This window comes from Escherichia sp. WS2035 (assembly GCF_046487065.1).
GTDB lineage: Bacteria > Pseudomonadota > Gammaproteobacteria > Enterobacterales > Enterobacteriaceae > Escherichia > Escherichia coli.
Window position 1 is genome coordinate 35,266 of the sequence record NZ_JBJQKD010000020.1, and the last position, 24,890, is coordinate 60,155.

General features: G+C 49.5%; 31 protein-coding genes and 2 pseudogenes. 18 read left to right on the forward strand and 15 right to left on the reverse strand.

The features are described 5' to 3' along the window. Nucleotides 1-39 precede the first annotated feature (39 nt). Nucleotides 40-279, reverse strand: coding sequence for a YobH family protein (locus tag ACJHX4_RS23675; RefSeq protein WP_001211011.1), 240 nt, complete (start codon nucleotides 277-279; stop codon nucleotides 40-42). Between the two features lie 158 nt (nucleotides 280-437). Here ACJHX4_RS23675 and mgrB point away from each other — a divergent pair, with 158 nt between their 5' ends. The 5 genes from mgrB (at nucleotide 438) to rlmA (ending at nucleotide 2,953) form a co-directional block, all read left to right on the forward strand. Further along, nucleotides 438-581, forward strand: coding sequence for a PhoP/PhoQ regulator MgrB (gene mgrB / locus ACJHX4_RS23680; RefSeq protein ID WP_000714544.1), 144 nt, complete (start codon nucleotides 438-440; stop codon nucleotides 579-581). 74 nt (nucleotides 582-655) lie between these two features. Then, nucleotides 656-943 carry a YebO family protein gene (locus tag ACJHX4_RS23685; RefSeq protein WP_001006866.1) on the forward strand — a complete coding sequence of 96 codons (288 nt, stop codon included), beginning with the start codon at nucleotides 656-658 and terminating at the stop codon, nucleotides 941-943. Between the two features lie 669 nt (nucleotides 944-1,612). After that, nucleotides 1,613-1,756, forward strand: coding sequence for a DUF2627 domain-containing protein (locus tag ACJHX4_RS23690; protein ID WP_001295496.1), 144 nt, complete (start codon nucleotides 1,613-1,615; stop codon nucleotides 1,754-1,756). A 12-nt stretch (nucleotides 1,757-1,768) separates the two neighbouring features. Beyond that, a complete protein-coding gene (gene cspE / locus ACJHX4_RS23695) occupies nucleotides 1,769-1,978 on the forward strand; it encodes a transcription antiterminator/RNA stability regulator CspE (RefSeq protein ID WP_001062678.1) in 210 nt (69 codons plus the stop codon). A 165-nt stretch (nucleotides 1,979-2,143) separates the two neighbouring features. Then, nucleotides 2,144-2,953: a 23S rRNA (guanine(745)-N(1))-methyltransferase gene (gene rlmA, locus ACJHX4_RS23700; RefSeq protein WP_001531755.1), complete on the forward strand. Its 810-nt coding sequence runs from the start codon at nucleotides 2,144-2,146 to the stop codon at nucleotides 2,951-2,953. Here rlmA and mntP read toward each other — a convergent pair. The 5 genes from mntP to manX form a co-directional block, all read right to left on the reverse strand. Continuing rightward, complete coding sequence (gene mntP, locus ACJHX4_RS23705) at nucleotides 2,950-3,516, reverse strand: manganese efflux pump MntP (protein WP_001296134.1); 567 nt, start codon at nucleotides 3,514-3,516, stop codon at nucleotides 2,950-2,952. The two genes, rlmA and mntP, sit on opposite strands and share 4 nt — an antisense overlap. Nucleotides 3,517-3,944: 428 nt before the next feature. Beyond that, a complete protein-coding gene (locus ACJHX4_RS23710) occupies nucleotides 3,945-4,403 on the reverse strand; it encodes a DUF986 family protein (RefSeq protein WP_000156255.1) in 459 nt (152 codons plus the stop codon). A 54-nt stretch (nucleotides 4,404-4,457) separates the two neighbouring features. Beyond that, the gene (gene manZ, locus ACJHX4_RS23715) at nucleotides 4,458-5,309 is read right to left on the reverse strand and encodes a PTS mannose transporter subunit IID (RefSeq protein WP_000228655.1); all 852 of its coding nucleotides are present in this window, start codon (nucleotides 5,307-5,309) and stop codon (nucleotides 4,458-4,460) included. Nucleotides 5,310-5,321: 12 nt separating this feature from the next. Next, the gene (gene manY, locus ACJHX4_RS23720; protein WP_000406926.1) at nucleotides 5,322-6,122 is read right to left on the reverse strand and encodes a PTS mannose transporter subunit IIC; all 801 of its coding nucleotides are present in this window, start codon (nucleotides 6,120-6,122) and stop codon (nucleotides 5,322-5,324) included. A 62-nt stretch (nucleotides 6,123-6,184) separates the two neighbouring features. Then, nucleotides 6,185-7,156 carry a PTS mannose transporter subunit IIAB gene (gene manX, locus ACJHX4_RS23725; protein ID WP_000150538.1) on the reverse strand — a complete coding sequence of 324 codons (972 nt, stop codon included), beginning with the start codon at nucleotides 7,154-7,156 and terminating at the stop codon, nucleotides 6,185-6,187. A gap of 317 nt (nucleotides 7,157-7,473) precedes the next feature. Here manX and ACJHX4_RS23730 point away from each other — a divergent pair, with 317 nt between their 5' ends. Together ACJHX4_RS23730 and yoaE are read left to right on the forward strand one after the other, a co-directional pair. Then, on the forward strand, nucleotides 7,474-7,632 hold the full coding sequence (locus ACJHX4_RS23730; protein WP_001327808.1) for a protein YoaL: 159 nt from the start codon (nucleotides 7,474-7,476) through the stop codon (nucleotides 7,630-7,632). Continuing rightward, nucleotides 7,620-9,176 (forward strand): CNNM family cation transport protein YoaE, encoded by a 1,557-nt coding sequence (gene yoaE, locus ACJHX4_RS23735; protein ID WP_000394983.1) that lies wholly within the window; start codon nucleotides 7,620-7,622, stop codon nucleotides 9,174-9,176. The genes ACJHX4_RS23730 and yoaE overlap by 13 nt, the downstream gene beginning before the upstream one ends. 3 nt (nucleotides 9,177-9,179) lie before the next feature. On the opposite strand, the gene ACJHX4_RS23740 is transcribed toward yoaE, so the two are convergent. The 4 genes from ACJHX4_RS23740 to pabB form a co-directional block, all read right to left on the reverse strand. Next, nucleotides 9,180-10,778: an EAL domain-containing protein gene (locus ACJHX4_RS23740; RefSeq protein ID WP_001296133.1), complete on the reverse strand. Its 1,599-nt coding sequence runs from the start codon at nucleotides 10,776-10,778 to the stop codon at nucleotides 9,180-9,182. A 130-nt stretch (nucleotides 10,779-10,908) separates the two neighbouring features. After that, nucleotides 10,909-12,273: an L-serine ammonia-lyase gene (gene sdaA, locus ACJHX4_RS23745; RefSeq protein ID WP_000624295.1), complete on the reverse strand. Its 1,365-nt coding sequence runs from the start codon at nucleotides 12,271-12,273 to the stop codon at nucleotides 10,909-10,911. Between the two features lie 183 nt (nucleotides 12,274-12,456). Further along, nucleotides 12,457-13,035 (reverse strand): CoA pyrophosphatase, encoded by a 579-nt coding sequence (locus ACJHX4_RS23750; protein ID WP_000456729.1) that lies wholly within the window; start codon nucleotides 13,033-13,035, stop codon nucleotides 12,457-12,459. Nucleotides 13,036-13,038: 3 nt separating this feature from the next. After that, nucleotides 13,039-14,400 carry an aminodeoxychorismate synthase component 1 gene (gene pabB, locus ACJHX4_RS23755; RefSeq protein WP_000854961.1) on the reverse strand — a complete coding sequence of 454 codons (1,362 nt, stop codon included), beginning with the start codon at nucleotides 14,398-14,400 and terminating at the stop codon, nucleotides 13,039-13,041. Between the two features lie 73 nt (nucleotides 14,401-14,473). On the opposite strand from pabB, the gene ACJHX4_RS23760 reads away from it, so the two are divergent. Next, entirely contained in the window at nucleotides 14,474-14,653 is a 180-nt protein-coding gene (locus ACJHX4_RS23760) for a YoaH family protein (RefSeq protein WP_000457334.1), read from the forward strand. Nucleotides 14,654-14,772: 119 nt separating this feature from the next. Here the strand turns inward: ACJHX4_RS23760 and ACJHX4_RS23765 are convergent, their stop codons facing one another. Continuing rightward, the gene (locus ACJHX4_RS23765; protein WP_001111990.1) at nucleotides 14,773-15,072 is read right to left on the reverse strand and encodes a DUF1889 family protein; all 300 of its coding nucleotides are present in this window, start codon (nucleotides 15,070-15,072) and stop codon (nucleotides 14,773-14,775) included. Nucleotides 15,073-15,493: 421 nt separating this feature from the next. Further along, a complete protein-coding gene (locus ACJHX4_RS23770; protein ID WP_001295493.1) occupies nucleotides 15,494-15,838 on the reverse strand; it encodes a RidA family protein in 345 nt (114 codons plus the stop codon). Nucleotides 15,839-15,969: 131 nt separating this feature from the next. Here ACJHX4_RS23770 and ACJHX4_RS23775 point away from each other — a divergent pair, with 131 nt between their 5' ends. The 5 genes from ACJHX4_RS23775 to rnd all read left to right on the forward strand — a co-directional run bounded on the left by ACJHX4_RS23775 (nucleotide 15,970) and on the right by rnd (nucleotide 22,341). Further along, complete coding sequence (locus tag ACJHX4_RS23775; protein ID WP_000128874.1) at nucleotides 15,970-17,880, forward strand: ATP-dependent DNA helicase; 1,911 nt, start codon at nucleotides 15,970-15,972, stop codon at nucleotides 17,878-17,880. Between the two features lie 57 nt (nucleotides 17,881-17,937). Then, nucleotides 17,938-18,633 (forward strand): tRNA (adenosine(37)-N6)-threonylcarbamoyltransferase complex dimerization subunit type 1 TsaB, encoded by a 696-nt coding sequence (gene tsaB / locus ACJHX4_RS23780; protein WP_001220974.1) that lies wholly within the window; start codon nucleotides 17,938-17,940, stop codon nucleotides 18,631-18,633. 39 nt (nucleotides 18,634-18,672) lie between these two features. Continuing rightward, nucleotides 18,673-19,254, forward strand: a complete 582-nt coding sequence (yeaY, locus tag ACJHX4_RS23785; RefSeq protein WP_000290577.1) for a Slp family lipoprotein YeaY — start codon at nucleotides 18,673-18,675, stop codon at nucleotides 19,252-19,254. 204 nt (nucleotides 19,255-19,458) lie between these two features. Beyond that, the gene (fadD, locus tag ACJHX4_RS23790) at nucleotides 19,459-21,144 is read left to right on the forward strand and encodes a long-chain-fatty-acid--CoA ligase FadD (protein ID WP_000758422.1); all 1,686 of its coding nucleotides are present in this window, start codon (nucleotides 19,459-19,461) and stop codon (nucleotides 21,142-21,144) included. 81 nt (nucleotides 21,145-21,225) lie between these two features. Continuing rightward, nucleotides 21,226-22,341 (forward strand): ribonuclease D, encoded by a 1,116-nt coding sequence (gene rnd / locus ACJHX4_RS23795; RefSeq protein WP_001296131.1) that lies wholly within the window; start codon nucleotides 21,226-21,228, stop codon nucleotides 22,339-22,341. A 92-nt stretch (nucleotides 22,342-22,433) separates the two neighbouring features. Here rnd and ACJHX4_RS23800 read toward each other — a convergent pair. Further along, nucleotides 22,434-22,589: pseudogene (locus ACJHX4_RS23800) on the reverse strand (tartrate dehydrogenase); the annotation flags it as partial. Here ACJHX4_RS23800 and ACJHX4_RS23805 point away from each other — a divergent pair. The 5 genes and pseudogenes from ACJHX4_RS23805 to ACJHX4_RS23825 form a co-directional block, all read left to right on the forward strand. Then, nucleotides 22,590-22,757: pseudogene (locus ACJHX4_RS23805) on the forward strand (LysR family transcriptional regulator); the annotation flags it as partial. Between the two features lie 126 nt (nucleotides 22,758-22,883). Further along, complete coding sequence (leuE, locus tag ACJHX4_RS23810; protein ID WP_000457211.1) at nucleotides 22,884-23,522, forward strand: leucine efflux protein LeuE; 639 nt, start codon at nucleotides 22,884-22,886, stop codon at nucleotides 23,520-23,522. A gap of 172 nt (nucleotides 23,523-23,694) precedes the next feature. Then, on the forward strand, nucleotides 23,695-24,054 hold the full coding sequence (gene yeaR, locus ACJHX4_RS23815; RefSeq protein ID WP_000939317.1) for a DUF1971 domain-containing protein YeaR: 360 nt from the start codon (nucleotides 23,695-23,697) through the stop codon (nucleotides 24,052-24,054). 3 nt (nucleotides 24,055-24,057) lie between these two features. Then, nucleotides 24,058-24,240, forward strand: a complete 183-nt coding sequence (locus tag ACJHX4_RS23820; RefSeq protein WP_000513737.1) for a DUF1869 domain-containing protein — start codon at nucleotides 24,058-24,060, stop codon at nucleotides 24,238-24,240. A 147-nt stretch (nucleotides 24,241-24,387) separates the two neighbouring features. Then, nucleotides 24,388-24,636 (forward strand): GlsB/YeaQ/YmgE family stress response membrane protein, encoded by a 249-nt coding sequence (locus ACJHX4_RS23825; RefSeq protein ID WP_000512153.1) that lies wholly within the window; start codon nucleotides 24,388-24,390, stop codon nucleotides 24,634-24,636. A gap of 58 nt (nucleotides 24,637-24,694) precedes the next feature. On the opposite strand, the gene yoaJ is transcribed toward ACJHX4_RS23825, so the two are convergent. Together yoaJ and ACJHX4_RS23835 are read right to left on the reverse strand one after the other, a co-directional pair. Beyond that, complete coding sequence (gene yoaJ / locus ACJHX4_RS23830) at nucleotides 24,695-24,769, reverse strand: protein YoaJ (protein ID WP_001386836.1); 75 nt, start codon at nucleotides 24,767-24,769, stop codon at nucleotides 24,695-24,697. A gap of 2 nt (nucleotides 24,770-24,771) precedes the next feature. Next, nucleotides 24,772-24,870 (reverse strand): YoaK family small membrane protein, encoded by a 99-nt coding sequence (locus tag ACJHX4_RS23835; protein WP_001219350.1) that lies wholly within the window; start codon nucleotides 24,868-24,870, stop codon nucleotides 24,772-24,774. Nucleotides 24,871-24,890 lie beyond the last annotated feature (20 nt).

Sequence of the window (24,890 nt, forward strand, 5' to 3'; positions counted from 1 at the left end):
TATTTTACTCATGAGTGAGAATCTGGTTATTTATTACCCTTAACCATTATCGACCACAATATTGCTTTTGCGTAACAACGGGCAATCTGTTATCCCCAGAAAACCACTTTTAGTGTGCAGGTATTGTACCGTGCTGGTGCCTCTGGCGGTCAGATAGGTACATTGCAAACCTAATCCCGCGGCATTCTCTTTGCTTCCAATCAAAACGCCATATCCGCTGAGTAATAATCCTATCCATACCAGTGCTATCAGCATAACTGTGCGAATGATGAATCGCATTACAACCTCTTCTCTTTTTATGTTCGCTTAATCGTAGCGGCAATATGCGCTGAAGCAAGCGACTCATTCTGAAAAAGCACGAATATCGACATAGTTAGGCGCTGTTTAACTAACGCATGCTAGTTTAATGACATAAGGTAGGTGAAACGGAGATTGGAGTGAAAAAGTTTCGATGGGTCGCTCTGGTTGTCGTGGTGTTGGCTTGCTTGCTGCTTTGGGCGCAGGTATTCAACATGATGTGCGATCAGGATGTACAATTTTTCAGCGGAATTTGTGCCATTAACCAGTTTATCCCGTGGTGATATCATTTTTTCAGCACTGGATTTTCTTCCTCTCCAGCAGTGGTAGAATAGCGCCTCTACTCAGAGGTGGTGAAATGAACGAAGTTGTAAATTCAGGCGTGATGAACATTGCGTCTTTGGTTGTATCGGTGGTGGTTCTTCTTATCGGGCTCATCTTGTGGTTTTTTATCAATCGTGCCAGTTCACGGACTAACGAACAGATTGAACTGCTTGAGGCGTTGCTGGATCAGCAAAAACGTCAAAATGCACTGTTACGTCGTTTGTGCGAAGCAAACGAACCTGAGAAAGCAGATAAAAAGACCGTTGAGAGTCAAAAATCGGTTGAAGACGAAGATATTATTCGTCTGGTCGCCGAACGATAATCCTTCCTCAATCTTGAGTAACCCCGTCGTTGAAGGGTTACTCAATTCATGCTGATTATACGCACTGTCATGGTGCAACTGCTTCAAATTAAAACTCTGGTCTGACTTCAAATAATTATCATATTATTTATTTGCGTAACGGGATATCAGAAAAAGATATTTACCCCATTAATTTATTAGGATGTTTACATCGGATTTGTGATTAAGTGTGGTATTATTTATTAGCGAAACGTTTCTCTCTTGATTTTTTTGCTAATTCATCAATTTTTCTTATTTTAAATTTACAATACCTTTGGAGATTGACTTCTCTTTGGGGTAATTGATACCCGTTAACTGACTGTTTTATGAGAAAAAGTGATATAACTTTTTATTCATTGCATAGTAGAAAATGTGATATTGCACGCACTATGTAATAACTTCTCCCACTGGCCTGGAACAACTGAACTTATTGAACTATGTTAGAAAATACGTCAGTTTAAGTATCTGCCTGAACTGGCAAGGTTAAGCACAATGATATATCGGCGCGTATTCCGTTGCATAAGTGTGCAAAAAAAGTGGAAGACGTATCGAGATTTGTGCGTCTGATCGAGACATGTTTAAAAATGGCTTGCCATAATTAACGTTGTATGTGATAACAGATTTCGGGTTAAACGAGGTACAGTTCTGTTTATGTGTGGCATTTTCAGTAAAGAAGTCCTGAGTAAACACGTTGACGTTGAATACCGCTTCTCTGCCGAGCCTTATATTGGTGCCTCATGCAGTAATGTGTCAGTTTTATCTATGTTATGCCTGCGGGCGAAGAAAACAATCTAAGGAATTTTTCAAATGGCAAAGATTAAAGGTCAGGTTAAGTGGTTCAACGAGTCTAAAGGTTTTGGCTTCATTACTCCGGCTGATGGCAGCAAAGATGTGTTCGTACACTTCTCCGCTATCCAGGGTAATGGTTTCAAAACTCTGGCTGAAGGTCAGAACGTTGAGTTCGAAATTCAGGACGGTCAGAAAGGTCCGGCAGCTGTTAACGTAACAGCTATCTGATCGAATCCACTGATCTGAAGTGTGAATACGCTTCAATCTCGCTATAAAGCCTCGTCGAATGCGAGGCTTTTTACTTTGTTTTATCTTCGCTCCAGTCGTTCGGATATTTGCCCGCCGCATGATTCGCGTTACACTTGCGGCCTTTAGTATCCTGCCGGAGTTGTCATGTCGTTTTCCTGTCCACTTTGCCATCAGCCTCTTTTGCGTGAAAAAAACAGCTATATCTGTCCCCAGCGACATCAGTTTGATATGGCGAAAGAAGGGTATGTCAATCTGCTGTCCGTTCAGCATAAACGGTCTCGTGATCCGGGCGACAGCGCGGAAATGATGCAAGCACGCCGCGCATTCTTAGATGCCGGACATTATCAGCCGCTGCGTGATGCAATTGTCGCCCAACTGCGGGAATGGCTTGATGAAAAGGCCACGGCGGTGCTGGATATTGGCTGTGGTGAAGGGTATTACACACACGCATTTGCTGATGCGTTGCCCGAAATCACCACGTTTGGCCTGGATGTCTCGAAGGTAGCGATAAAAGCGGCGGCGAAACGCTATCCGCAGGTCACTTTTTGTGTCGCTTCCAGCCACCGTTTGCCGTTTTCCGATACCAGTATGGACGCCATAATACGTATTTACGCGCCGTGTAAAGCAGAAGAATTAGTGCGAGTAGTGAAGCCCGGCGGTTGGGTCATTACTGCCACGCCGGGACCGAGACACTTAATGGAGCTGAAGGGGCTGATTTACAATGAAGTACATCTTCATGCACCTCATGCAGAACAACTGAAAGGTTTTACATTACAGCAGAGTGATGAGTTGTGTTATCTGATGCGTCTTCGCGGTGATGAAGCCGTCGCATTATTGCAGATGACGCCGTTTGCCTGGCGTGCGAAGCCTGAAGTCTGGCAAGCACTGGCAGCAAAAGAAGTGTTCGACTGCCAGACGGACTTTAATATTCACCTCTGGCAGCGTTCTTATTAACCGTGGAAGTGCGTCCAGAGGATCTGGACGCCAATACCGATCAGTACCAGCCCACCGAGAATTTCCGCTTTTTTCCCAATAATTGAGCCGATAAAGCGACCAACCATCATCCCTAATGTCGACATAATCAAGGTTGCACAACCAATGGCCAATGCGGTCGCGATAATGTTAACCTGCAGGAAAGCAAGACCAACACCCACAGCCATGGCATCCAGGCTGGTGGCAATCGCGGTGGTTACCAGTAGCCAGAAACCGTGTCGACGGCGCGGTTCTTCATCTTCATCATCTGCGCCACGAAAACCCTCAATAATCATTCGCCCGCCGAGAAATATCAGCAGCACAAACGCAATCCAGTGGTTCCATTCAAGGACAAACCGACTGGCTAACATGCCCATTCCCCAGCCGATCAGCGGCGTCAGGGTTTCGACGGCACCAAAAATAAGGCCGGTTCGCAATGCTTCAGAAAATTTCGGTTTATGGAGGGTGGCACCTTTACCGATTGATGCAGCAAAGGCATCCATCGACATACCAAACGCAAGAAGAACAGTAGCAGTGATATTCATGACAACGTCCTGACCGGGGTATCCATAAAACACATCATCGCCCCCAGCAAACATGCATACATGAACAACAAGCCGCGATGGTTTTCGCGTTCATGCAGGCATAGCGATTGATGTGCATATGGTCTCGCCTGACTGAAAGTGTTCAGTCCGTACGTGCCACGTTTTGCAACGAGTATGTTGACACGTACATTTCCGGAATCTGGAAATCAGCTACTCCCCAAATGAGGGCGCAACCTTAACATATTTTGAGAATATAAGACAACTGTTGGAATATATTATTTTATTGTTTTATTGATAACGATTTTCATTTAGATTTATATATCAATGAAACGTTAAAATAAATAACAAATAAGGGAAGAGCTAATATAGCCTAAGCTATGTATGATTATTAAAAATACACTAAACATAGCTTTGGCTAAATTCATAACTTATTGAGTTGAAACGAGAAGCTTATAAATTTTTTCCAAATCGTCGATATTTCGAACGCGGATTAACAGCCGACGCTGTTCTAATTGCATCACCAACACGCCATCTTCCGACAAGTTCATCGCTTTGATTCGGCTATATTCAATCCAGACATTGGCGAAGAAAAAACCTTTTTGTTTAAAGATGATCTTCGGAACGCGAATCCAGAATATATAAAAACCCATCAGAGCCAGTGCACTTAATAACCATGTTGTTATAAGCGCGCCATGATTCGTGACGTTGTTATAGATAAGAATGACAATCAATCCGACGAAGATAACGCTATCGATGCGACCACGCCGGAGCAAAGGAATTGCCAGCAGGGTGGGGCCGTTACGGCGGGGCATGATGAACTGATCGTAGATCGCGAAGGCCAGAAGTGCGGCGATGAAAAGAATCAGTACCAGGTCCGTGATTGTCATTAATCCTCCAGATAAAAAAACGGGGCCAAAAGGCCCCGGTAGTGTACAACAGTCTTACAGTCCCAGCAGGCCGCAAGCGTAACCAGCGATACCGATGACGAAGAAGCCAACGATGATCCACAGCGGGTTAACTTTTTTGCGCAACAGCCACATACAAGCAAAGGTCAGCAGCAGTGGTACCAGGCCTGGCATTAACTGGTCCAGAATAGTCTGGACAGTGGTAACGTGTTCTTTGCCCGTCTGGTCAGTAATGCGAGAGACCACCAGCGGGATGTTGACATGTGTCCACTTATTAACCAATGCCCCCATGACAAACAGGCCGAGGATAGACGCCCCTTCCGTCAGTTTTTGCAGGAAGCCACCACCCATATCTTTAACGATATCGATACCTTTGGAGTAACCATACGCTACGCCGTAGTAACGGGTTGCCAGACGCACCAGGTTAAACAGGATGAAGAACAGCAGCGGACCTAACAGGCTGCCGCTCATCGCGATACCAGCCCCCAGCGCTGCAAATACCGGACGTACCGTTCCCCAGAAGATCGGGTCGCCTACACCAGCCAGCGGCCCCATCAAACCGACTTTGATACCGTTGATAGCACCGTCATCGATCTCTGCGCCATTAGCACGCTGTTCTTCCAGTGCCAGGGTTACGCCGAGAATCGGCGCAGCCACGAATGGCTGGGTGTTAAAGAACTCCAGGTGACGGCGAATAGCTTGTTTACGAGCTTCGTTGTTCTCAGGGTAGAGGCGACGAATTGCCGGTACCATAGAGAAGCAGAAACCCAGTGCCTGCATACGTTCGAAGTTCCATGAACCCTGAAAGAGGTTAGAACGCAGGAAGACGCCACGAATATCACTTTGAGTGAGTTTTTTCTCGGTGGTAGTTTGAGTTGTATCAACCATTTCGCTCACCTGTTAGTCCAGTTCGTTATCGAGATCGTTGTTACCAGCAGCCTGAGCAGGCGCACCGGCTACGCGGTTGTATTTCGGGCTAAGTTGGATGTAGAGCACTGCCATAACAGTACCAATCACACCCAGAGCAACCAGGTTAAAGTTGGTGAATGCTGCGGTTACGAAGCCGAGGTAGAAGAACGGCATCAGGTAGCCAGCACGCATCATGTTGATAACCATCGCATAACCAACCACCACGATCATGCCACCGGCGATATTCAGACCATTGGTCACCACTTCCGGAATCGCATTCAGCATGTTCTGGACTTCGCTGGTACCAACAGACAGCGCAACGATGACGGCCGGAATAGCCACACGCATTGCTTGCAGGAACAGAGAAGAAACGTGGATCCAGGAAATCGCTGTCAGGTTGCCGTTATCAGCAGCCTTATCCGCAGCGTGCTGGAAAGCAACGGTGATAGTACGAACGATGATGGTCAGTACCTGGCCCGCAGCGGCCAGAGGGATTGCCAGTGCGATACCTGCACCAATGCTCTGATGACCTGCGATAACCAGAATAGTAGAAATGATGGAAGCCAGAGCGGCGTCAGGCGCAACGGCAGCACCGATGTTCATCCAGCCCAGCGCGATCATTTCCAGCGTACCACCGATAATAATACCGGTTTTCATATCGCCAAGAACGATACCCACCAGGGTACACGCGATTAGCGGACGGTGAAACTGAAATTCATCGAGGATTGATCCCATACCTGCGATACAGGCTACGATAAATACCAGCACAATTTGAAGAGTGGTAATCTCCATTGTACTTCTCCTGTTTACGTAAGACTTAAGTGTGAAAACTGAGTGATAATCAACACAATACGTTACTTATCGATTTTGCTGATCAGATCCATCATTTTCAGTTTCGGATCGGTGGAAACCTTACGGACTTCCAGCTCAATACCGCGCGCATTCAGTTTCTTGAACGCCTCGATATCTTTTTCATCAACCGAAACCGCGTTATTCACCTGGGTTTTACCCTGACGGAATGCCATACCACCGACGTTAACAGAGGTGATTTTCACGCCGCCTTCAACGAGACGCTCTACATCTGTTGGGTTGGTAAATAACAGCATTACGCGTTCGCCAGCATATTTCGGGTTGTTGTAGACGCGAATCATTTTGGCAACATCAACTACGTGTGCTGTTACGCCCGGAGGTGCAACCTGGGTGAGCAGTGTCTTACGAACGGTATCCGCAGCCACTTCATCACTAACAACAATAATACGGGAGACATTGGTTTCTTTGGTCCAGCGGGTGGCGACCTGACCGTGAATCAGACGGTCGTCGATACGCGCAAGGCCAATAACCATGTAGTCGTTCGGTCCCATTGGTTTTGCCGGAGTTGGAGCCACTTTGGGTGCTGCGGCAGCGGGTGCTGGCGCGGCTTTTTCAATCGGTTTGGCTTTCAGTGCTTTCACGCCTTCACGGCCTGTTTCTACTGCCAGTGCCACCAGTTCATCAAAGCTAGGGTCATCATCTCGGGCCATTAACGTTTCCACGAGCATTGGAATGTTAACGCCTGCAATGACTTCATAATGCTCTTTGTCGACGACAATGCGGCTGGCAGCATTGAATGGGCTGCCTCCCCATGTATCAACGAGAAACAGCACGCCTTTAGTGGTGTCGAGTTTTGCCAACTGAGCGTTGTACTTTTCAATCAGCGTTTCGGCATTTTCACCTGGAACGAAATCGATCCAGCCGACGTTTTCCTGCTCGCCTAACAGCATTTCTGCCGTTTTAAGCAACTGCTCTGCAGCCCAACCATGTGTGCCTATAACAATAGCAATGGTCACTTGCTACCTCCTTTATTATCGTTAACACCTCAACGTGCCAGATGTATTTTTGAATCGTCGTCCACAATCGAATCGATTCAGATAAGGGCTACAACCAAAAACCCCCTGCGTTTCGCGATTTATTTTAGATATCGAAAAAATTATTTTATGTGATGAAGATCCGTAATTTAACTTTCGATTAGCAGAAATTTCGAAAGGTAAAATATCCTTGTCACATTCGTTTGCAAAGGAAGGTAAATCTTTGCCAAATCAGAGGCGTCTCTGATATGTTTAACTCCTGTTTAACAACCATGGAGTATAGGGCAGTAGCCCGCAGTATGGATCGTCACCGACGTCATTTCAGCATCAGGCCTTTTAACGCCTGTCTTTCTGGCACTTTATGCCGCACCTTTCGTTTGCATTTTGTCGTTACGCCTGCATTATTTCTGGCGTCGAATAGCTATTCCTTAAGCAGGAGCTTGTCATGGAATTCTTAATGGACCCCTCGATTTGGGCGGGGCTACTCACGCTTGTTGTTCTCGAAATTGTGCTGGGTATCGATAACCTGGTCTTCATCGCCATTCTTGCTGACAAACTGCCGCCAAAACAACGCGATAAAGCGCGTTTGCTGGGATTATCACTGGCGCTGATTATGCGTCTGGGGCTGCTGTCGCTGATTTCATGGATGGTCACGCTGACCAAACCGCTATTTACCGTCATGGATTTCTCCTTCTCCGGACGCGACCTGATTATGTTGTTCGGGGGCATATTCTTGCTGTTCAAAGCAACAACCGAACTGCATGAACGGCTGGAAAACCGCGATCATGATTCCGGCCACGGTAAAGGCTACGCCAGTTTCTGGGTGGTCGTCACACAGATTGTCATCCTTGACGCCGTCTTTTCGTTGGATGCGGTAATTACTGCAGTAGGGATGGTTAACCATTTGCCGGTGATGATGGCGGCGGTAGTGATTGCGATGGCGGTTATGCTGCTGGCATCGAAACCGCTGACGCGATTTGTTAACCAGCACCCCACGGTGGTGGTGCTCTGTCTGAGCTTCCTGTTAATGATTGGTCTGAGTCTGGTGGCAGAAGGTTTCGGTTTCCACATTCCGAAAGGTTACCTGTATGCCGCGATTGGCTTCTCGATCATCATCGAAGTGTTTAACCAGATTGCGCGTCGCAACTTTATTCGTCACCAGTCGACTTTGCCGCTGCGAGCGCGTACTGCCGATGCCATCCTGCGTTTGATGGGCGGGAAACGTCAGGCCAATGTTCAGCACGATGCCGATAACCCGATGCCGATGCCGATCCCGGAAGGTGCGTTTGCCGAAGAAGAACGTTACATGATTAACGGCGTACTGACGCTGGCGTCGCGTTCTCTGCGCGGGATCATGACGCCGCGCGGTGAAATAAGCTGGGTTGATGCTAATCTCGGGGTCGATGAAATCCGCGAGCAACTGCTCTCCTCACCGCACAGTTTGTTCCCGGTATGTCGCGGTGAACTGGATGAAATTATCGGCATCGTACGTGCTAAAGAACTGCTGGTGGCGCTGGAAGAGGGAGTTGATGTGGCGGCGATAGCTTCGGCGTCTCCGGCGATTATCGTCCCGGAAACCCTCGATCCGATCAACCTGCTGGGCGTGCTGCGTCGTGCTCGCGGGAGCTTTGTTATCGTGACCAACGAGTTTGGTGTGGTACAAGGTCTGGTCACGCCGCTGGATGTGCTGGAAGCCATTGCGGGTGAATTCCCGGACGCTGACGAAACGCCGGAAATCATTACCGACGGTGACGGCTGGCTGGTAAAAGGCGGTACAGATTTGCATGCCTTGCAGCAGGCGCTTGATGTTGAGCACCTTGCCGATGACGATGATATCGCGACGGTCGCGGGCCTCGTGATCTCGGCAAATGGTCACATTCCCCGTGTGGGCGATGTGATTGATGTAGGTCCACTGCATATCACCATCATTGAAGCCAATGATTATCGTGTTGATCTGGTTCGCATTGTTAAAGAGCAACCGGCGCACGATGAAGATGAGTAAGCGTTAACGTAACGGCATAACGGGCGTGATATGTCCATTATGCCGGGCGGGCGGCGGTTGGCTGCCCGCCAGCCATTTGGGAAAATCACGTAGCGGCATCGGCTGTGCGTACAAATACCCTTGCAAAATATGCACGCCATGACTGCGCAAATACTTCGCCTGTTCTTGCGTTTCTACGCCCTCCGCCACCAGTTCAATATTCAGTCTTTGCCCCAGTGCGATGATGATATCGGTCACCGTCGAGTTAACCGCGTCAGAACCTATAGCTGCGGTAAATGACTTATCAATTTTCAGCACGTCAGGACGTAATGTTTCAAGCCAGGAAAATGAACTGTTGCCGGTGCCGAAGTCATCAATCGCCAGTTTGACGTTTTTACGATGCAGCTCGCGGGCAATCCGGTAATCAACATCCAGTAAGGCATCGCGTTCGGTGATTTCGAGGATCAGTTGCTGAATCGGGTGAGCGCTAAACCAGTACTGATTGAGATCTTTTATCAGCACACCACGGCGAAAATGGCTGGGTGCGACGTTAATGCCAACATGAAACTGACTACTCATTGGGAAAACATGGCGCTGACGAATGGTTTCTGCCATCACATAGCGGGTCAGTGGCACAATTAAATGATGTTCTTCCGCGATAGGAATAAACACATCCGGTGAAATCCAGCCCTGACGCGGATTGTTCCAGCGCAGCAAAATCTCTACACCAATACATTGCTGGCTGCGCGCATTAAGCAAAGGCTGACAGAACAATTCGAACTCATGTTGCGCCAGGCCCAGATTGATCTCGCGGGAAAAGCTCATTCGGTAAGCGGTCGCCAGCCAGGCGATGTAGCCCACCAGTAAACTTAGCAGCACCGCCAGCGGTAATTGTGTTGGAAGATAGTGCCATGCCAGCGCCGTAGCCCCCGGGCCATTAACGTTAATGGTAAAAGGAAAGCGTTGCGAAGAAACCTGATAGTTTTCATTGTTTTCAGGTTGCGGAAGGGAATCTACCAGCCCATTACCATAGAGCAAATGCCGACTGTCCACCGTCAGGCTGGCGCTACTGATTTGCGGCAGTTGTGGTTCAAGGAGCATTGCCGTCAGTAAGTCGATGTTAATCATCTCCATGACCCCAGCATTGCTACTGCCCGCTGCAGGCGTCCATTGAATCAAAACCGGACTGCCTTTTATCAGGGCACGGTCGGTCGTCAGTCGTAAAAGTGGTTGCGGTGCAGGAAGTTCAGCCAGAATGTCCACGACGGGCACATTGCGATAACCAAAAATGCTGGAGCAATAAAGTGTGCCGTCTTGCACCAGGCCAATGGATCGCACAGTTTGGAGTTTTGCCGCCTGTTTACGTAATGGCAAATGGGCGACAGAGCAGGGCAGACCAATCAGCGGAAGCAAGACTTCGCTACCTGCCTGTAGGGGAAGCAGTACTTTATCTAATTCCTCTACAGCGTGATTGGCGAATTGTACTACCCGTTGTTGATTTAAGTTACGCTGTGAAATAAATCGCACGCTCAGGGTCGAAGCGAGCGTAACGAGTGCGCAAATCGTACAAACAATCATTCGATTACGGCGATAGGTTTTAATGATCCGTTGTGCTTTTTGCATGCGGGCCACCCTGTAAGCGTATGGCGACAAACGCCTGACGCAACAGTGGAAGTGTAGTGGGGAAAATTACAGCAGACGAGAAAGCGGGAATAAATTCGCCCATCCGTTGCAGATGGGCGAATAAGAAGTATTAGTCACACTGGACTTTGATTGCCAGACCACCGCGTGAGGTTTCGCGGTATTTAGCGTTCATGTCCTTACCGGTTTCGTACATCGTTTCGATGACCTTATCCAGCGAGACGCGCGGTGCACTGGTGCGGCGCAGAGCCATCCGTGCGGCGTTAATCGCCTTCACAGAGGCAATGGCATTACGTTCAATGCACGGCACCTGAACTTGCCCTGCAACGGGGTCGCAGGTCAGACCGAGGTTGTGTTCCATGCCAATTTCCGCTGCCACACAAACCTGTTCCGGGCTACCGCCCAACAGCTCGGCAAGGCCCGCAGCAGCCATTGAACAGGCAACACCTACTTCGCCCTGGCAACCGACTTCCGCACCGGAAATAGACGCGTTCATTTTATACAGTGCACCAATCGCGCCCGCTGCCATAAAGTAACGGGTATAGATGTCTGGGCTAACTGATTCAATAAAGTGGTCATAGTAAGCCAGCACTGCCGGAACGATACCGCAGGCACCGTTAGTTGGCGCAGTTACCACACGGCCACCGGCGGCGTTTTCTTCGTTAACTGCCAGCGCAAACATGTTTACCCAGTCAATGACATTCATCGGATCGTTAGACAGTTTATCGCTGGAAACCAGCATCCGGCGCAGGGCCGACGCACGACGTGGCACGCGCAACGGGCCTGGCAGTACGCCTTCGGTATTCATCCCGCGATCGATACATGCCTGCATGGTTTGCCAGACATGCGCGAAATACTCGTCGATCTCTTTCTTGCTGTGCAGCGCCAGTTCGTTTTGCATAGCGAGACCAGACAGCGAAAAGCCGGTTTCATTACAGTACGCGAGCAGTTCGGTGGCAGATTTGAACGGATACGGCACGCTCACTTCGTTGGCAGCATCCTGACCAAAGTGTTCTTCATCGACGATAAAACCGCCGCCGATGGAATAATAAGTTTTGCTGTAGACGACTTCATCGCCGTTATAGGCGTGGATTTGCATACCGTTTTCATGCAGCGGCAGGTTACCGTTATGAAAACGCATCCCGTTGTCGCGCGGGAAATCCACTTCATGCCGTCCCTGTGCCAGCAGCAGACGTTCGCGCTCTTCTACGTCGCGAATAAAACCGGGAATACTGTCGATATCCACGGTGGCAGGTTCGTTACCTGCAAGACCCATAATAATGGCGATATCGGTGTGGTGGCCTTTACCCGTCAGCGACAGTGAACCATAAACGTCCACGGCAACGCGAGTAACGCTATCCAGTAAGCCTTTTTCGACCAGATCATCGACGAACTGTTTACCCGCCTTCATAGGCCCTACGGTATGGGAAGATGAGGGACCAATCCCCACCTTAAACATGTCGAATAGACTAATCACGATAATACTCCTGACAAGGTGACTGGACTTCCAGTAACGAACTAATAACAGCGCATAGTGTAAGAGGGAACGCGGCGACTGGCTTAACTATTCACATGAATTAAACTAATCAAAAACCGCGATTTAACTAATATTGCGATGATTGTCTCAAGTAGTGTTTTGTAGATGTAAAGATAAGTATAGTCAGGGTTTCACACCAATTTGCAGCGCCAGCTCACGAATTATGCCTGCGGTCATTCCCCATACAAAATACTGTTCGTACCAGGACAGCCATACCCGATGTGAATCGCCACGGCGGTAGATATCTAAAGGATGATAACGACCCAGATGTAATGCCTGGGCGAGCGGCATTTCAAAGACGGCGGAGACTTCACCTTCACTGGCGCGATACGGCAGATCGGGCGGGATAATGCCGACCACTGGGGTTACCTGGTAGCCAGTGACGCTATCGACGGGCGGCAGCACGCCGATAACCTCAACGGCGGAAGGCGGTATAGCGACCTCTTCTTCAGCTTCGCGCAGCGCAGCGGCGATAACTGATGCGTCCGTGTCATCGACTGCGCCTCCAGGGAATGCCACTTGTCCAGCGTGTTTACGCAGATGAATCGAACGCTGAGTCAGCAACAACCCCGGTTGCGGTCGGCGGACGATGGGGATTAACACGGCAGCCTGACGATGATTTAAGGTTTCCCGGTTAATTTGCGGGCGCAAAAGTTGAAAGCGCGATAAAAAATCATCAAGCGTCAGGCTACGGTATTCCACGTCTTACTTCTCCAGTTGGCGTAATATCTTATTAACTTTATCAAAAGTTTCCTGATATTCCGCTTCTTCCTGGCTATCGGCAACAATTCCACCGCCCGCAGAGCAGTAAATTTGTCCGTTAATGGTAGTCAGCGTGCGGATAGTAATGCTGGTGTCCATGTTGCCGCAAAAGCTCAAATAGCCAATGCTGCCGCACCAGGCATTGCGTCGCTGCGGTTCCAGTTCGTCGATAATTTCCATAGCCCGTACTTTCGGAGCCCCGGTTATTGAGCCACCAGGAAAAGCCGCGCGCAGCAGATCGCTGGCGTGTAACTGTTCTGGTAGTTGCGCCGTTATGGTGCTGACCAGATGATGCACGGCAGGGAAGGGTTCCACCACGAACAGCTCTGGTACTTTTACCGAACCTGCTACGGCAACACGACCGATATCATTACGCATTAAATCGACAATCATCAGATTTTCGGCACGATCTTTCGTTGAGTTCGCCAGTTTTTCTGCTTGTTTGCTATCTTCCAGAAGATCGGGCAGGCGTGGTAGCGTGCCTTTAATCGGGCGGGTCTGGATTTCACCATTATCACAAAGAATAAACCGCTCTGGTGAAAGGCTTAAAATAGCAGCCTGTTCAAGACGTAAAAAAGCGCTAAACGGCGCGCGGTTGGCCTGATTAAGCTGAAGGAATGCCTGCCATTCATCGCCAGAATAGGTCGCATGAAAACGCTGGGCGAGATTCACCTGATAGCAATCACCGCTGTGCAGATATTCCTGTACCTGGCGAAATTTTTCGCCGTACTGTTCGCGGGTCATATTGGATTGCCAGTCGGAAGTGAGTGTGAAATCTTCCTGCGGGGAGAATTGCTGGCTTTCCAGCCAGGCCCGACGGGCATTGACATCATTATGACTCAGCAAAGAAACTGTTTGACGCTGGTGGTCGACAACCAGCGCCCAGTCGTAGATACCCACTGCCATATCCGGCAGAACGATATCTTGTTCCGCAATTTCTGGCAGTGACTCAAAACGGCGGCCCAGATCGTAGCCAAACAACCCCAGCGCGCCGCCCTGAAATGGCAAATCTTCGTTATGCGCTGGGCGAATGTCTGCACGATCCAGCACCTGCTGGAGCACCTGTAGCGGGTCATCAGTGGTCGTTGTGCGTTTTTCGCTTTCACTAACAACGGTTTCTTTACCGAAAGTGGTTAAAGTGCAAATTGGCTCGGCGACCACAATATCAAAGCGGCTATACGGATGATCGGCATAGCCGGAGTGTAAAAGCATCGCCCACGGCAGGTGGCTTAAGTGGGAGAAATAAAATTCAGCGGCGTCCTGACGCCAGGGTAAAGTAATCACAGCGGGAGATAACGTCTTCATCAGTCCTGACTCTACTGGCTATGTGCCGGGTAGCATGAAATAATTAGCGCCAACAATTTAGCAGGAGTTAACAATGTTTGCAGGTTTACCTTCACTCACCCATGAACAGCAGCAAAAAGCCGTCGAGCGGATCCAGGAACTGATGGCACAAGGGATGAGCAGCGGCCAGGCAATCGCGCTGGTGGCAGAAGAGCTGCGTGCCAACCATTCCGGCGAGCGAATCGTGGCGCGTTTTGAGGATGAAGACGAGTAACACACTAATCCGTATCGCTTTCGTTATAGAAGCCGATGATTATTTGATTGTGAGAAAAAGGACGCTTTTTATATGTGATTAAAAGCGTCCTGACCCATTTATGCTGATGTGAATTTAACTCAAACCAGTGCTTTTAGTTCTTCCTGCATATATGTTGAAAAGTATTCAGGATTTTTAATCACAGAGCGTTCACCAGACTCCATTTTTTTTGCCCATCCAACCATTTTTTCCGTGAAACCAGGGTTCCAGCCTTCCTGGTCAGCTCGCGCCGTAATATCAGCGGCACTCGCGGGTACTCCCAGTTCTTTTAAATATTTAAAGATTCCCTTCGCCGTACTTTCATTCATCGAACTTGGTGTTGGCGCTGATACATCCATGGCACCAATGAAATCCAGGGCTTTATCTATTACAGCAGGCATATTCTTATCCTTAAAATTAACCATGTTATCGATAAGGCTATATATGACCTTAATTTGTATCTAATATCAAAGGGATTATAACGATATGGCACGAGTTAACCTATTGACATTCAGGTGTTTTAAAGGTAGCAGCTCATGGTGTGTTATCCAGTAAGATGGAGAAAATTAATGGTCAGTCCTCACGCTATAACCAGATTGTTCAGGTAAGAAAGAAAACCAGAGATGCTAATCGAAGGGCGAACATAACGGCATGATTATGTTTATTTATATAGTTAGTTTTATAGATAAAATTGAAATTATAAAAATAAATAATGAATTAGCAGGAGCATCAACTGTAATATCTTAATCTCTGGTCGATTTTTGCAAAACCGACCAGTATTGTCGATAAATTATCGTCTGACTTATTTTGCTTCGATAAAGCTTACACCGCAGCCACAATCTTAATTTCAACTTTATACTTCGGGTTCATCAAACCTGCTTGTACCGTGCAGCGCACCGGCGCATGACCCGCGACAACCCAGGCATCCCACGCTTTATTCATCGCCGCGAAGTCGTTTTTATCGGCCAGGAAAATGGTGGCATCCAGAATGCTCGATTTATTGCTGCCCTGTTTTTCCAGCACGGCGTCAATCTGCGCCAGCGTGTTGGCGGTTTGCTCAAAGGCATCGGCGTCGAGGTTTTCCGGTACACCAGTGTAGTAGAGCGTGTTGTTGTGGATTACCACATCAGACCAGCGGGCTTCGGCATCGATACGAACGATAGTCATCATTTTGTCCTCATTATACTTCCATTTTCGTGCTGCAAAGACTGCCACAATGTGAGGTCGCCGTCACCACTTCAACTGGCGAAAGCGCCCTCATCCTGACATAATCCCTGTTCAAATCAACAGGGGGTAGTGTGACGGACGATTTTGCACAAGACGGTCAGCTGGCGAAAGCGATACCAGGCTTTAAGCCGCGAGAACCACAGCGACAGATGGCGGTAGCCGTCACCCAGGCGATAGAAAAAGGCCAGCCGCTGGTGGTGGAAGCCGGAACCGGTACGGGCAAAACCTACGCTTACCTGGCCCCTGCGCTGCGGGCGAAAAAGAAAGTCATAATCTCGACCGGCTCAAAAGCGTTGCAGGATCAGCTCTACAGCCGCGATTTGCCAACGGTCTCAAAGGCATTGAAATACACGGGCAATGTGGCGCTGCTGAAAGGGCGCTCAAACTACCTCTGCCTCGAACGTCTCGAACAGCAGGCTTTGGCGGGGGGCGATCTGCCGGTACAAATCTTAAGCGATGTGATCCTGCTGCGCTCCTGGTCTAATCAAACAATCGATGGTGATATCAGCACCTGCGTCAGCGTGGCGGAAGATTCACAGGCGTGGCCGCTGGTCACCAGCACCAACGATAACTGCCTCGGCAGCGACTGCCCGATGTATAAAGATTGCTTTGTGGTCAAAGCACGCAAAAAAGCGATGGACGCCGATGTGGTGGTGGTAAACCATCATCTCTTTCTGGCGGATATGGTGGTGAAAGAGAGCGGTTTTGGCGAACTGATCCCGGAGGCGGACGTCATGATCTTCGACGAAGCCCACCAGCTGCCCGACATTGCCAGCCAGTATTTTGGTCAGTCACTCTCCAGTCGACAACTGCTCGACCTGGCAAAAGACATCACCATCGCCTACCGCACCGAATTAAAAGACACCCAGCAGTTACAAAAGTGCGCGGATCGTCTTGCCCAGAGTGCGCAGGATTTTCGCCTGCAACTCGGTGAGCCTGGTTATCGCGGTAACCTGCGTGAGCTGTTAGCTAATCCGCAAATTCAGCGGGCATTTTTACTGCTCGATGACACTCTGGAACTTTGTTATGACGTGGCGAAACTGTCGCTGGGGCGTTCCGCCTTGCTGGATGCGGCATTTGAGCGCGCCACGTTATATCGCACACGGCTGAAACGGCTAAAAGAGATCAATCAGCCGGGCTACAGCTACTGGTACGAATGCACTTCGCGCCATTTTACTCTGGCTCTCACGCCGCTCAGCGTGGCGGATAAATTCAAAGAGTTAATGGCGCAAAAAACCGGTAGCTGGATCTTTACCTCAGCAACGCTGTCGGTGAACGACGATCTGCATCATTTCACCTCGCGGCTTGGCATTGAACAGGCAGAGTCATTGCTGTTACCCAGCCCCTTTGATTACAGCCGCCAGGCGTTACTCTGTGTGCCGCGCAACCTGCCGCAAACCAATCAACCGGGTTCCGCACGGCAACTGGCGGCAATGCTGCGACCGATCATCGAAGCTAACAACGGTCGTTGTTTTATGCTTTGTACCTCGCACGCCATGATGCGCGATCTGGCCGAGCAGTTCCGCGCTACCATGACGCTTCCCGTTTTGTTGCAGGGGGAAACCAGCAAAGGGCAACTGTTGCAGCAATTTGTCAGCGCCGGTAACGCGCTTCTTGTGGCAACCAGCAGTTTCTGGGAAGGGGTGGACGTGCGTGGCGATACATTGTCATTGGTGATTATCGACAAATTGCCGTTTACCTCGCCGGATGATCCACTATTAAAAGCACGCATGGAAGATTGCCGTTTGCGCGGTGGTGATCCGTTCGATGAAGTACAACTGCCGGATGCGGTCATTACTCTCAAGCAGGGGGTAGGGCGATTGATTCGCGACGCCGACGATCGCGGCGTGCTGGTGATTTGCGACAATCGGCTGGTGATGCGCCCTTACGGCGCGACGTTTCTCGCCAGTCTGCCGCCAGCGCCGCGCACCCGTGACATTGCCCGTGCGGTTCGTTTCCTTGCGATACCATCCTCCAGGTAATTTGTTACGGAGTATGGTATGATGCGCGCCTTTTTATTGATCTAAGCACGAAGACCCATGCGAATTCTGGCTATCGATACCGCGACAGAGGCCTGCTCTGTCGCCCTGTGGAACGACGGTACTGTCAACGCTCATTTTGAGCTTTGCCCTCGTGAACATACTCAACGAATCTTACCGATGGTGCAGGATATCCTGACCACCAGCGGAACTTCCCTGACTGACATAAACGCTCTGGCTTACGGGCGCGGCCCCGGTAGCTTTACCGGCGTGCGCATTGGTATTGGTATTGCGCAAGGGCTGGCACTTGGCGCAGAGCTGCCGATGATTGGCGTCTCCACGCTAATGACGATGGCGCAAGGGGCGTGGCGCAAAAACGGCGCAACCCGCGTGCTGGCAGCTATTGACGCGCGAATGGGCGAAGTTTACTGGGCCGAATATCAGCGTGATGAAAACGGTATCTGGCACGGTGAAGAAACCGAAGCCGTACTCAAACCCGAACTGGTTCATGAACGAATGCAACAGCTTTCCGGCGAATGGGTGACGGTAGGGACGGGCTGGCAAGCCTGGCCGGATCTCGGTAAAGAGAGCGGGCTGGTTTTGCACGATGGCGAAGTGTTACTGCCCGCTGCAGAAGATATGCTGCCGATTGCGTGCCAGATGTTTGCCGAGGGTAAAACGGTGGCGGTGGAACATGCCGAACCAGTTTATTTACGTAACAATGTCGCATGGAAGAAACTTCCGGGCAAAGAATGAATCTTAAGAGTATGCCCTGAGAAAAAAAGGAGTCGCATCATGGCGGTTCAAAAGAATGTTATCAAAGGCATACTGGCAGGTACGTTTGCGCTAATGCTGAGCGGTTGTGTTACTGTGCCGGACGCCATTAAAGGCAGTAGTCCCACGCCGCAACAAGATTTAGTTCGGGTGATGAGTGCGCCGCAGCTGTACGTTGGTCAGGAGGCTCGCTTTGGCGGCAAAGTGGTTGCTGTACAAAACCAGCAAGGGAAAACCCGCCTGGAAATTGCCACCGTACCACTGGACAGCGGAGCCAGACCGACGCTGGGAGAACCTTCTCGCGGTCGCATTTATGCCGATGTGAACGGTTTTCTGGACCCGGTGGATTTCCGCGGACAACTGGTGACGGTAGTCGGGCCAATCACCGGTGCGGTTGACGGCAAAATCGGTAATACGCCCTATAAATTTATGGTGATGCAAGTAACGGGTTACAAACGTTGGCATTTAACCCAGCAGGTGATTATGCCGCCTCAGCCGATTGAACCATGGTTTTATGGCGGTCGTGGCTGGCCCTATGGCTACGGCGGATGGGGCTGGTATAATCCCGGCCCCGCGAGAGTACAAACAGTTGTAACTGAATAATTGCTTGTTTTTAAAGAAAAAGAAACAGCGGCCGGTCCGCTGTTTCTGCATTCTTACGGTAAAGATAAAAATAAATAGTGACGCGCTTCGCAACCTTTTCCTTGGGTAATTATCAAGCTGGTAAGATGAGTTAATATTATGTTAATAGCATGTTTATCACTTGGGGTTGCGATGACGACGAACACGCATTTTAGAGGTGAAGAATTGAAGAAGGTTTGGCTTAACCGTTATCCCGCGGACGTTCCGACGGAGATCAACCCTGACCGTTATCAATCTCTGGTAGATATGTTTGAGCAGTCGGTCGCACGCTATGCCGATCAACCCGCGTTTGTGAATATGGGGGAGGTGATGACCTTCCGCAAACTGGAAGAACGCAGTCGCGCGTTTGCCGCTTATTTGCAACAAGGGTTGGGGCTGAAGAAAGGCGATCGCGTTGCGTTGATGATGCCTAACTTATTGCAATATCCGGTGGCGCTGTTTGGCATTTTGCGTGCCGGGATGATCGTCGTAAACGTTAACCCGTTGTATACCCCGCGTGAGCTTGAGCATCAGCTTAACGATAGCGGCGCATCGGCGATTGTTATCGTGTCTAACTTTGCCCACACTCTGGAAAAAGTGGTTGATAAAACCGCCGTTCAGCACGTTATTCTGACCCGTATGGGCGATCAGCTATCTACGGCAAAAGGCACGGTAGTCAATTTCGTTGTTAAATACATCAAGCGTCTGGTGCCGAAATACCATCTGCCAGATGCCATTTCATTTCGTAGCGCCCTGCACAACGGCTACCGGATGCAGTACGTCAAACCAGAATTGGTGCCGGAAGATTTAGCTTTCCTGCAATACACCGGCGGCACCACTGGTGTGGCGAAAGGCGCGATGCTGACTCACCGCAATATGCTGGCGAACCTGGAACAGGTTAACGCGACCTATGGTCCGCTGTTGCATCCGGGCAAAGAGCTGGTGGTGACGGCGCTGCCGCTGTATCACATTTTTGCACTGACCATTAACTGCCTGCTGTTTATCGAACTGGGAGGGCAGAACCTGCTTATCACTAACCCGCGCGATATTCCAGGGCTGGTAAAAGAGTTAGCGAAATATCCGTTTACCGCTATCACTGGCGTTAACACCTTGTTCAATGCGTTGCTGAACAATAAAGAGTTCCAGCAGCTGGATTTCTCCAGTCTGCATCTTTCCGCAGGCGGTGGGATGCCTGTTCAGCAAGTGGTTGCAGAACGTTGGGTTAAACTGACTGGACAGTATCTGCTGGAAGGTTATGGCCTGACCGAGTGCGCGCCGCTGGTCAGCGTTAACCCGTATGATATTGATTATCATAGTGGTAGCATCGGTTTGCCGGTGCCGTCGACGGAAGCCAAACTGGTGGATGATGATGATAATGAAGTACCACCTGGTCAACCAGGTGAGCTTTGTGTCAAAGGACCGCAGGTGATGCTGGGTTACTGGCAGCGTCCGGATGCTACCGATGAAATCATCAAAAATGGCTGGTTACACACCGGCGACATCGCGGTGATGGATGAAGAAGGATTCCTGCGCATTGTCGATCGTAAAAAAGATATGATTCTGGTTTCCGGTTTTAACGTCTATCCCAACGAGATTGAAGATGTCGTCATGCAGCATCCTGGCGTACAGGAAGTCGCGGCTGTTGGCGTACCTTCCGGCTCCAGTGGTGAAGCGGTGAAAATCTTCGTAGTGAAAAAAGATCCATCGCTTACCGAAGAGTCACTGGTGACCTTTTGCCGCCGTCAGCTCACGGGCTACAAAGTACCGAAGCTGGTGGAGTTTCGTGATGAGTTACCGAAATCTAACGTCGGAAAAATTTTGCGACGAGAATTACGTGACGAAGCGCGCGGCAAAGTGGACAATAAAGCCTGAGCGTTAAGTCAGTCGTCAGACGCCGGTTAATCCGGCGTTTTTTTTGACGCCCACTAAAGAGAATACAATTTGAATTACCAAATGATTACCACGGACGATGCGCTGGCTTCTTTGTGTGAAGCCGTCCGTGCCTTTCCGGCGATAGCCCTGGATACTGAATTTGTTCGTACGCGCACTTATTACCCGCAGCTGGGTTTAATTCAACTTTTTGATGGTGAGCATCTGGCGCTAATCGATCCACTCGGGATCACCGACTGGTCACCGCTGAAAGCGATCCTGCGCGATCCGTCCATCACAAAATTTCTCCATGCAGGCAGTGAAGATCTGGAAGTGTTCCTCAATGTCTTTGGCGAATTACCACAACCCTTGATTGACACGCAAATCCTTGCTGCCTTCTGCGGACGCCCGATGTCATGGGGTTTCGCTTCCATGGTGGAAGAGTATTCCGGCGTTACGCTGGACAAGAGTGAATCGCGCACCGACTGGCTGGCCAGACCGCTGACCGAACGTCAGTGTGAATACGCAGCGGCGGATGTCTGGTATCTGTTACCGATCACCGCAAAGCTTATGGTAGAAACGGAGGCCTCCGGCTGGCTACCTGCGGCGCTGGATGAATGCCGCCTGATGCAAATGCGTCGTCAGGAAGTCGTTGCGCCGGAAGACGCCTGGCGTGATATCACCAATGCCTGGCAGTTACGCACACGCCAACTGGCCTGTCTGCAACTGTTAGCCGACTGGCGATTGCGCAAGGCGCGAGAGCGCGATCTGGCGGTGAACTTTGTCGTGCGTGAAGAGCATTTGTGGTCGGTAGCGCGTTATATGCCGGGAAGTCTGGGCGAACTGGACAGCCTGGGCTTATCCGGTAGCGAAATCCGCTTCCACGGTAAAACGTTGCTGGCGCTGGTGGAAAAAGCGCAGGCATTGCCGGAAGAGGCCTTACCGCAGCCGATGCTTAACCTGATGGACATGCCGGGTTATCGTAAAGCGTTTAAAGCGATTAAGTCGCTGATTACTGACGTCAGCGAAACGCACAAGATCAGCGCCGAATTGCTGGCATCGCGTCGGCAAATCAACCAACTGCTGAACTGGCACTGGAAACTGAAACCGCAGAACAATTTGCCGGAGCTGATTTCCGGCTGGCGTGGTGAGCTGATGGCGGAAGCATTACACAATTTATTGCAGGAATATCCACAGTAAAATCTTCCGAAGCCGGACTGGGCGCGCTCAGTCCGGCTTCGGCAAACTACAAATCCAACAGCAGGCGGTTCAAATGAACTTATTTGAGCTTAACGCCAAATGCGCTCGACACCACGACGAGTAAATACCGATTCCTGAATGACGACTTCATTCTCTGTTCCTTCATTCACTCTACCGCCTGGCGAGGAATATTCGCCTTCGGTGTTTTTCCGGACCACGTAAAAATCGATGTCGCCAGGCTGTTTCCCGCCAGTGGTCATTTAGTACAAGTGCTACCGGAATATTACCAGCCAGCGAATGTCTGGGCCGTTTATGTTTCAAAGCTGTCGACGTCAGCGAAAGTGCGGATAACGGTAGAATTTTTACGCCAGTATTTTGCCGAGCACTACCCGAATTTTTCACTGGAGCATGCCTGATTAATGATTCAATTATCGGGTTGATATCGAGTTAAAACCTGATTTTCTCCTTTCTAAGCCGCTACAGATTGGTTAGCATATTCACCTTTAATCGCGCATGATCGAAAGATAATTAAAGAGGTTAATGTGTTCGCTGAATACGGGGTTCTGAATTACTGGACCTATCTGGTTGGGGCCATTTTTATTGTGTTGGTGCCAGGGCCAAATACCCTGTTTGTACTCAAAAATAGCGTCAGTAGCGGTATGAAAGGCGGTTATCTTGCGGCCTGTGGTGTATTTATTGGCGATGCGGTATTGATGTTTCTGGCATGGGCTGGAGTGGCGACATTAATTAAGACCACCCCGATATTATTCAACATCGTACGTTATCTTGGTGCGTTTTATTTGCTCTATCTGGGGAGTAAAATTCTCTACGCGACCCTGAAAGGTAAAAATAGCGAGACCAAATCCGATGAGCCCCAATACGGTGCCATTTTTAAACGCGCGTTAATTTTGAGCCTGACTAATCCGAAAGCCATTTTGTTCTATGTGTCGTTTTTCGTACAGTTTATCGATGTTAATGCCCCACATACGGGAATTTCATTCTTTATTCTGGCGACGACGCTGGAACTGGTGAGTTTCTGCTATTTGAGCTTCCTGATTATTTCTGGGGCTTTTGTCACGCAGTACATACGTACCAAAAAGAAACTGGCTAAAGTGGGCAACTCACTGATTGGTTTGATGTTCGTGGGTTTCGCCGCCCGACTGGCGACGCTGCAATCCTGATGCTTTCAGCCCGCGTTGCCGCGGGCTTCCCACCTGTAATCCTCCCTGATTCTTCTCTGATACGGTGCTAAAAAGTAACCAATAAATGGTATTTAAAATGCAAATTATCAGGCGTACCCTGAAACGGCTGGAATAAACCGTTTCCAGCGCATTCACCGAAGGAGGGAAAAGGATGCTGCAAATCCCACAGAATTATATTCATACGCGCTCAACGCCTTTCTGGAATAAACAAACTGCGCCTGCCGGAATATTCGAACGTCATCTTGATAAAGGAACGCGCCCGGGGGTTTACCCACGCCTTTCCGTTATGCATGGGGCGGTCAAATATCTCGGCTACGCTGATGAACACAGTGCAGAGCCTGATCAGGTGATCCTTATCGAAGCGGGGCAGTTTGCGGTGTTCCCTCCAGAAAAGTGGCACAACATTGAAGCCATGACTGACGATACTTATTTCAACATTGACTTCTTCGTTGCTCCTGAAGTCCTGATGGAAGGCGCGCAACAACGGAAAGTCATTCATAACGGGAAATGAATCATGGGCAAAGCAACGTATACCGTGACCGTCACCAATAACAGCAATGGCGTTTCTGTCGATTATGAAACAGAGACGCCGATGACTTTGCTGGTGCCAGAAGTGGCGGCTGAAGTGATAAAAGATCTGGTGAATACCGTGCGTTCTTATGACACGGAAAACGAACATGATGTTTGTGGTTGGTAATTATCACTGATCGTTGATGGCGCAATTTCTGCGCCATCGCAAAAAATTCCTCCGTGATGCTCGTCACAAATCTTCCCCTCCCGATGTTGTGCTATGCTTTTTATCAGCGACTAACCCGCTAATGCAAAACAGATAAGTGAGGAAACAATGGGCATTCTGTCATGGATTATTTTTGGGCTTATTGCCGGTATTCTGGCGAAGTGGATCATGCCAGGTAAAGATGGTGGTGGATTCTTTATGACTATCCTGCTGGGGATAGTCGGTGCCGTAGTCGGCGGATGGATCAGCACGCTGTTTGGCTTTGGTAAAGTCGATGGCTTCAATTTTGGCAGCTTCGTGGTTGCCGTTATTGGTGCGATTGTTGTGCTATTTATCTACAGGAAGATTAAAAGTTAACGCGTAAATTGCACAAAGGCTGCACACAGGCAGCCTTTGCTATTTTTTAGATGTGACGTTACCACCATCCCAGCTCAGTGCCGAGTACGACAATAATCGCCACACCCATCATAATAATCGTTGTTTTTTTCATCTTTATGCTCCCGGGGCAGCATAGCCGCCAATAAAAAACCATGCTAAAAATACGACCGCTGTAATAAAGATTACAACCGGAAAAATAATACCGATTCGCATGTTATCACCAATCAAAAGGA

Excerpts from the sequence above, each read along its gene's own strand:
- ACJHX4_RS23675 (WP_001211011.1), bottom strand. The coding sequence starts at position 279 with ATGCGATTCATCATTCGCACAGTTATGCTGATAGCACTGGTATGGATA.
- ACJHX4_RS23685 (WP_001006866.1), top strand. The coding sequence starts at position 656 with ATGAACGAAGTTGTAAATTCAGGCGTGATGAACATTGCGTCTTTGGTT.
- ACJHX4_RS23690 (WP_001295496.1), top strand. The coding sequence starts at position 1,613 with ATGTGTGGCATTTTCAGTAAAGAAGTCCTGAGTAAACACGTTGACGTT.
- cspE (WP_001062678.1), top strand. The coding sequence starts at position 1,769 with ATGGCAAAGATTAAAGGTCAGGTTAAGTGGTTCAACGAGTCTAAAGGT.
- rlmA (WP_001531755.1), top strand. The coding sequence starts at position 2,144 with ATGTCGTTTTCCTGTCCACTTTGCCATCAGCCTCTTTTGCGTGAAAAA.
- mntP (WP_001296134.1), bottom strand. The coding sequence starts at position 3,516 with ATGAATATCACTGCTACTGTTCTTCTTGCGTTTGGTATGTCGATGGAT.
- ACJHX4_RS23710 (WP_000156255.1), bottom strand. The coding sequence starts at position 4,403 with ATGACAATCACGGACCTGGTACTGATTCTTTTCATCGCCGCACTTCTG.
- manZ (WP_000228655.1), bottom strand. The coding sequence starts at position 5,309 with ATGGTTGATACAACTCAAACTACCACCGAGAAAAAACTCACTCAAAGT.
- manY (WP_000406926.1), bottom strand. The coding sequence starts at position 6,122 with ATGGAGATTACCACTCTTCAAATTGTGCTGGTATTTATCGTAGCCTGT.
- ACJHX4_RS23730 (WP_001327808.1), top strand. The coding sequence starts at position 7,474 with ATGGATCGTCACCGACGTCATTTCAGCATCAGGCCTTTTAACGCCTGT.
- yoaE (WP_000394983.1), top strand. The coding sequence starts at position 7,620 with ATGGAATTCTTAATGGACCCCTCGATTTGGGCGGGGCTACTCACGCTT.
- ACJHX4_RS23740 (WP_001296133.1), bottom strand. The coding sequence starts at position 10,778 with ATGCAAAAAGCACAACGGATCATTAAAACCTATCGCCGTAATCGAATG.
- pabB (WP_000854961.1), bottom strand. The coding sequence starts at position 14,400 with ATGAAGACGTTATCTCCCGCTGTGATTACTTTACCCTGGCGTCAGGAC.
- ACJHX4_RS23760 (WP_000457334.1), top strand. The coding sequence starts at position 14,474 with ATGTTTGCAGGTTTACCTTCACTCACCCATGAACAGCAGCAAAAAGCC.
- ACJHX4_RS23765 (WP_001111990.1), bottom strand. The coding sequence starts at position 15,072 with ATGCCTGCTGTAATAGATAAAGCCCTGGATTTCATTGGTGCCATGGAT.
- ACJHX4_RS23770 (WP_001295493.1), bottom strand. The coding sequence starts at position 15,838 with ATGACTATCGTTCGTATCGATGCCGAAGCCCGCTGGTCTGATGTGGTA.
- tsaB (WP_001220974.1), top strand. The coding sequence starts at position 17,938 with ATGCGAATTCTGGCTATCGATACCGCGACAGAGGCCTGCTCTGTCGCC.
- yeaY (WP_000290577.1), top strand. The coding sequence starts at position 18,673 with ATGGCGGTTCAAAAGAATGTTATCAAAGGCATACTGGCAGGTACGTTT.
- rnd (WP_001296131.1), top strand. The coding sequence starts at position 21,226 with ATGATTACCACGGACGATGCGCTGGCTTCTTTGTGTGAAGCCGTCCGT.
- yeaR (WP_000939317.1), top strand. The coding sequence starts at position 23,695 with ATGCTGCAAATCCCACAGAATTATATTCATACGCGCTCAACGCCTTTC.
- ACJHX4_RS23820 (WP_000513737.1), top strand. The coding sequence starts at position 24,058 with ATGGGCAAAGCAACGTATACCGTGACCGTCACCAATAACAGCAATGGC.
- ACJHX4_RS23825 (WP_000512153.1), top strand. The coding sequence starts at position 24,388 with ATGGGCATTCTGTCATGGATTATTTTTGGGCTTATTGCCGGTATTCTG.
- ACJHX4_RS23835 (WP_001219350.1), bottom strand. The coding sequence starts at position 24,870 with ATGCGAATCGGTATTATTTTTCCGGTTGTAATCTTTATTACAGCGGTC.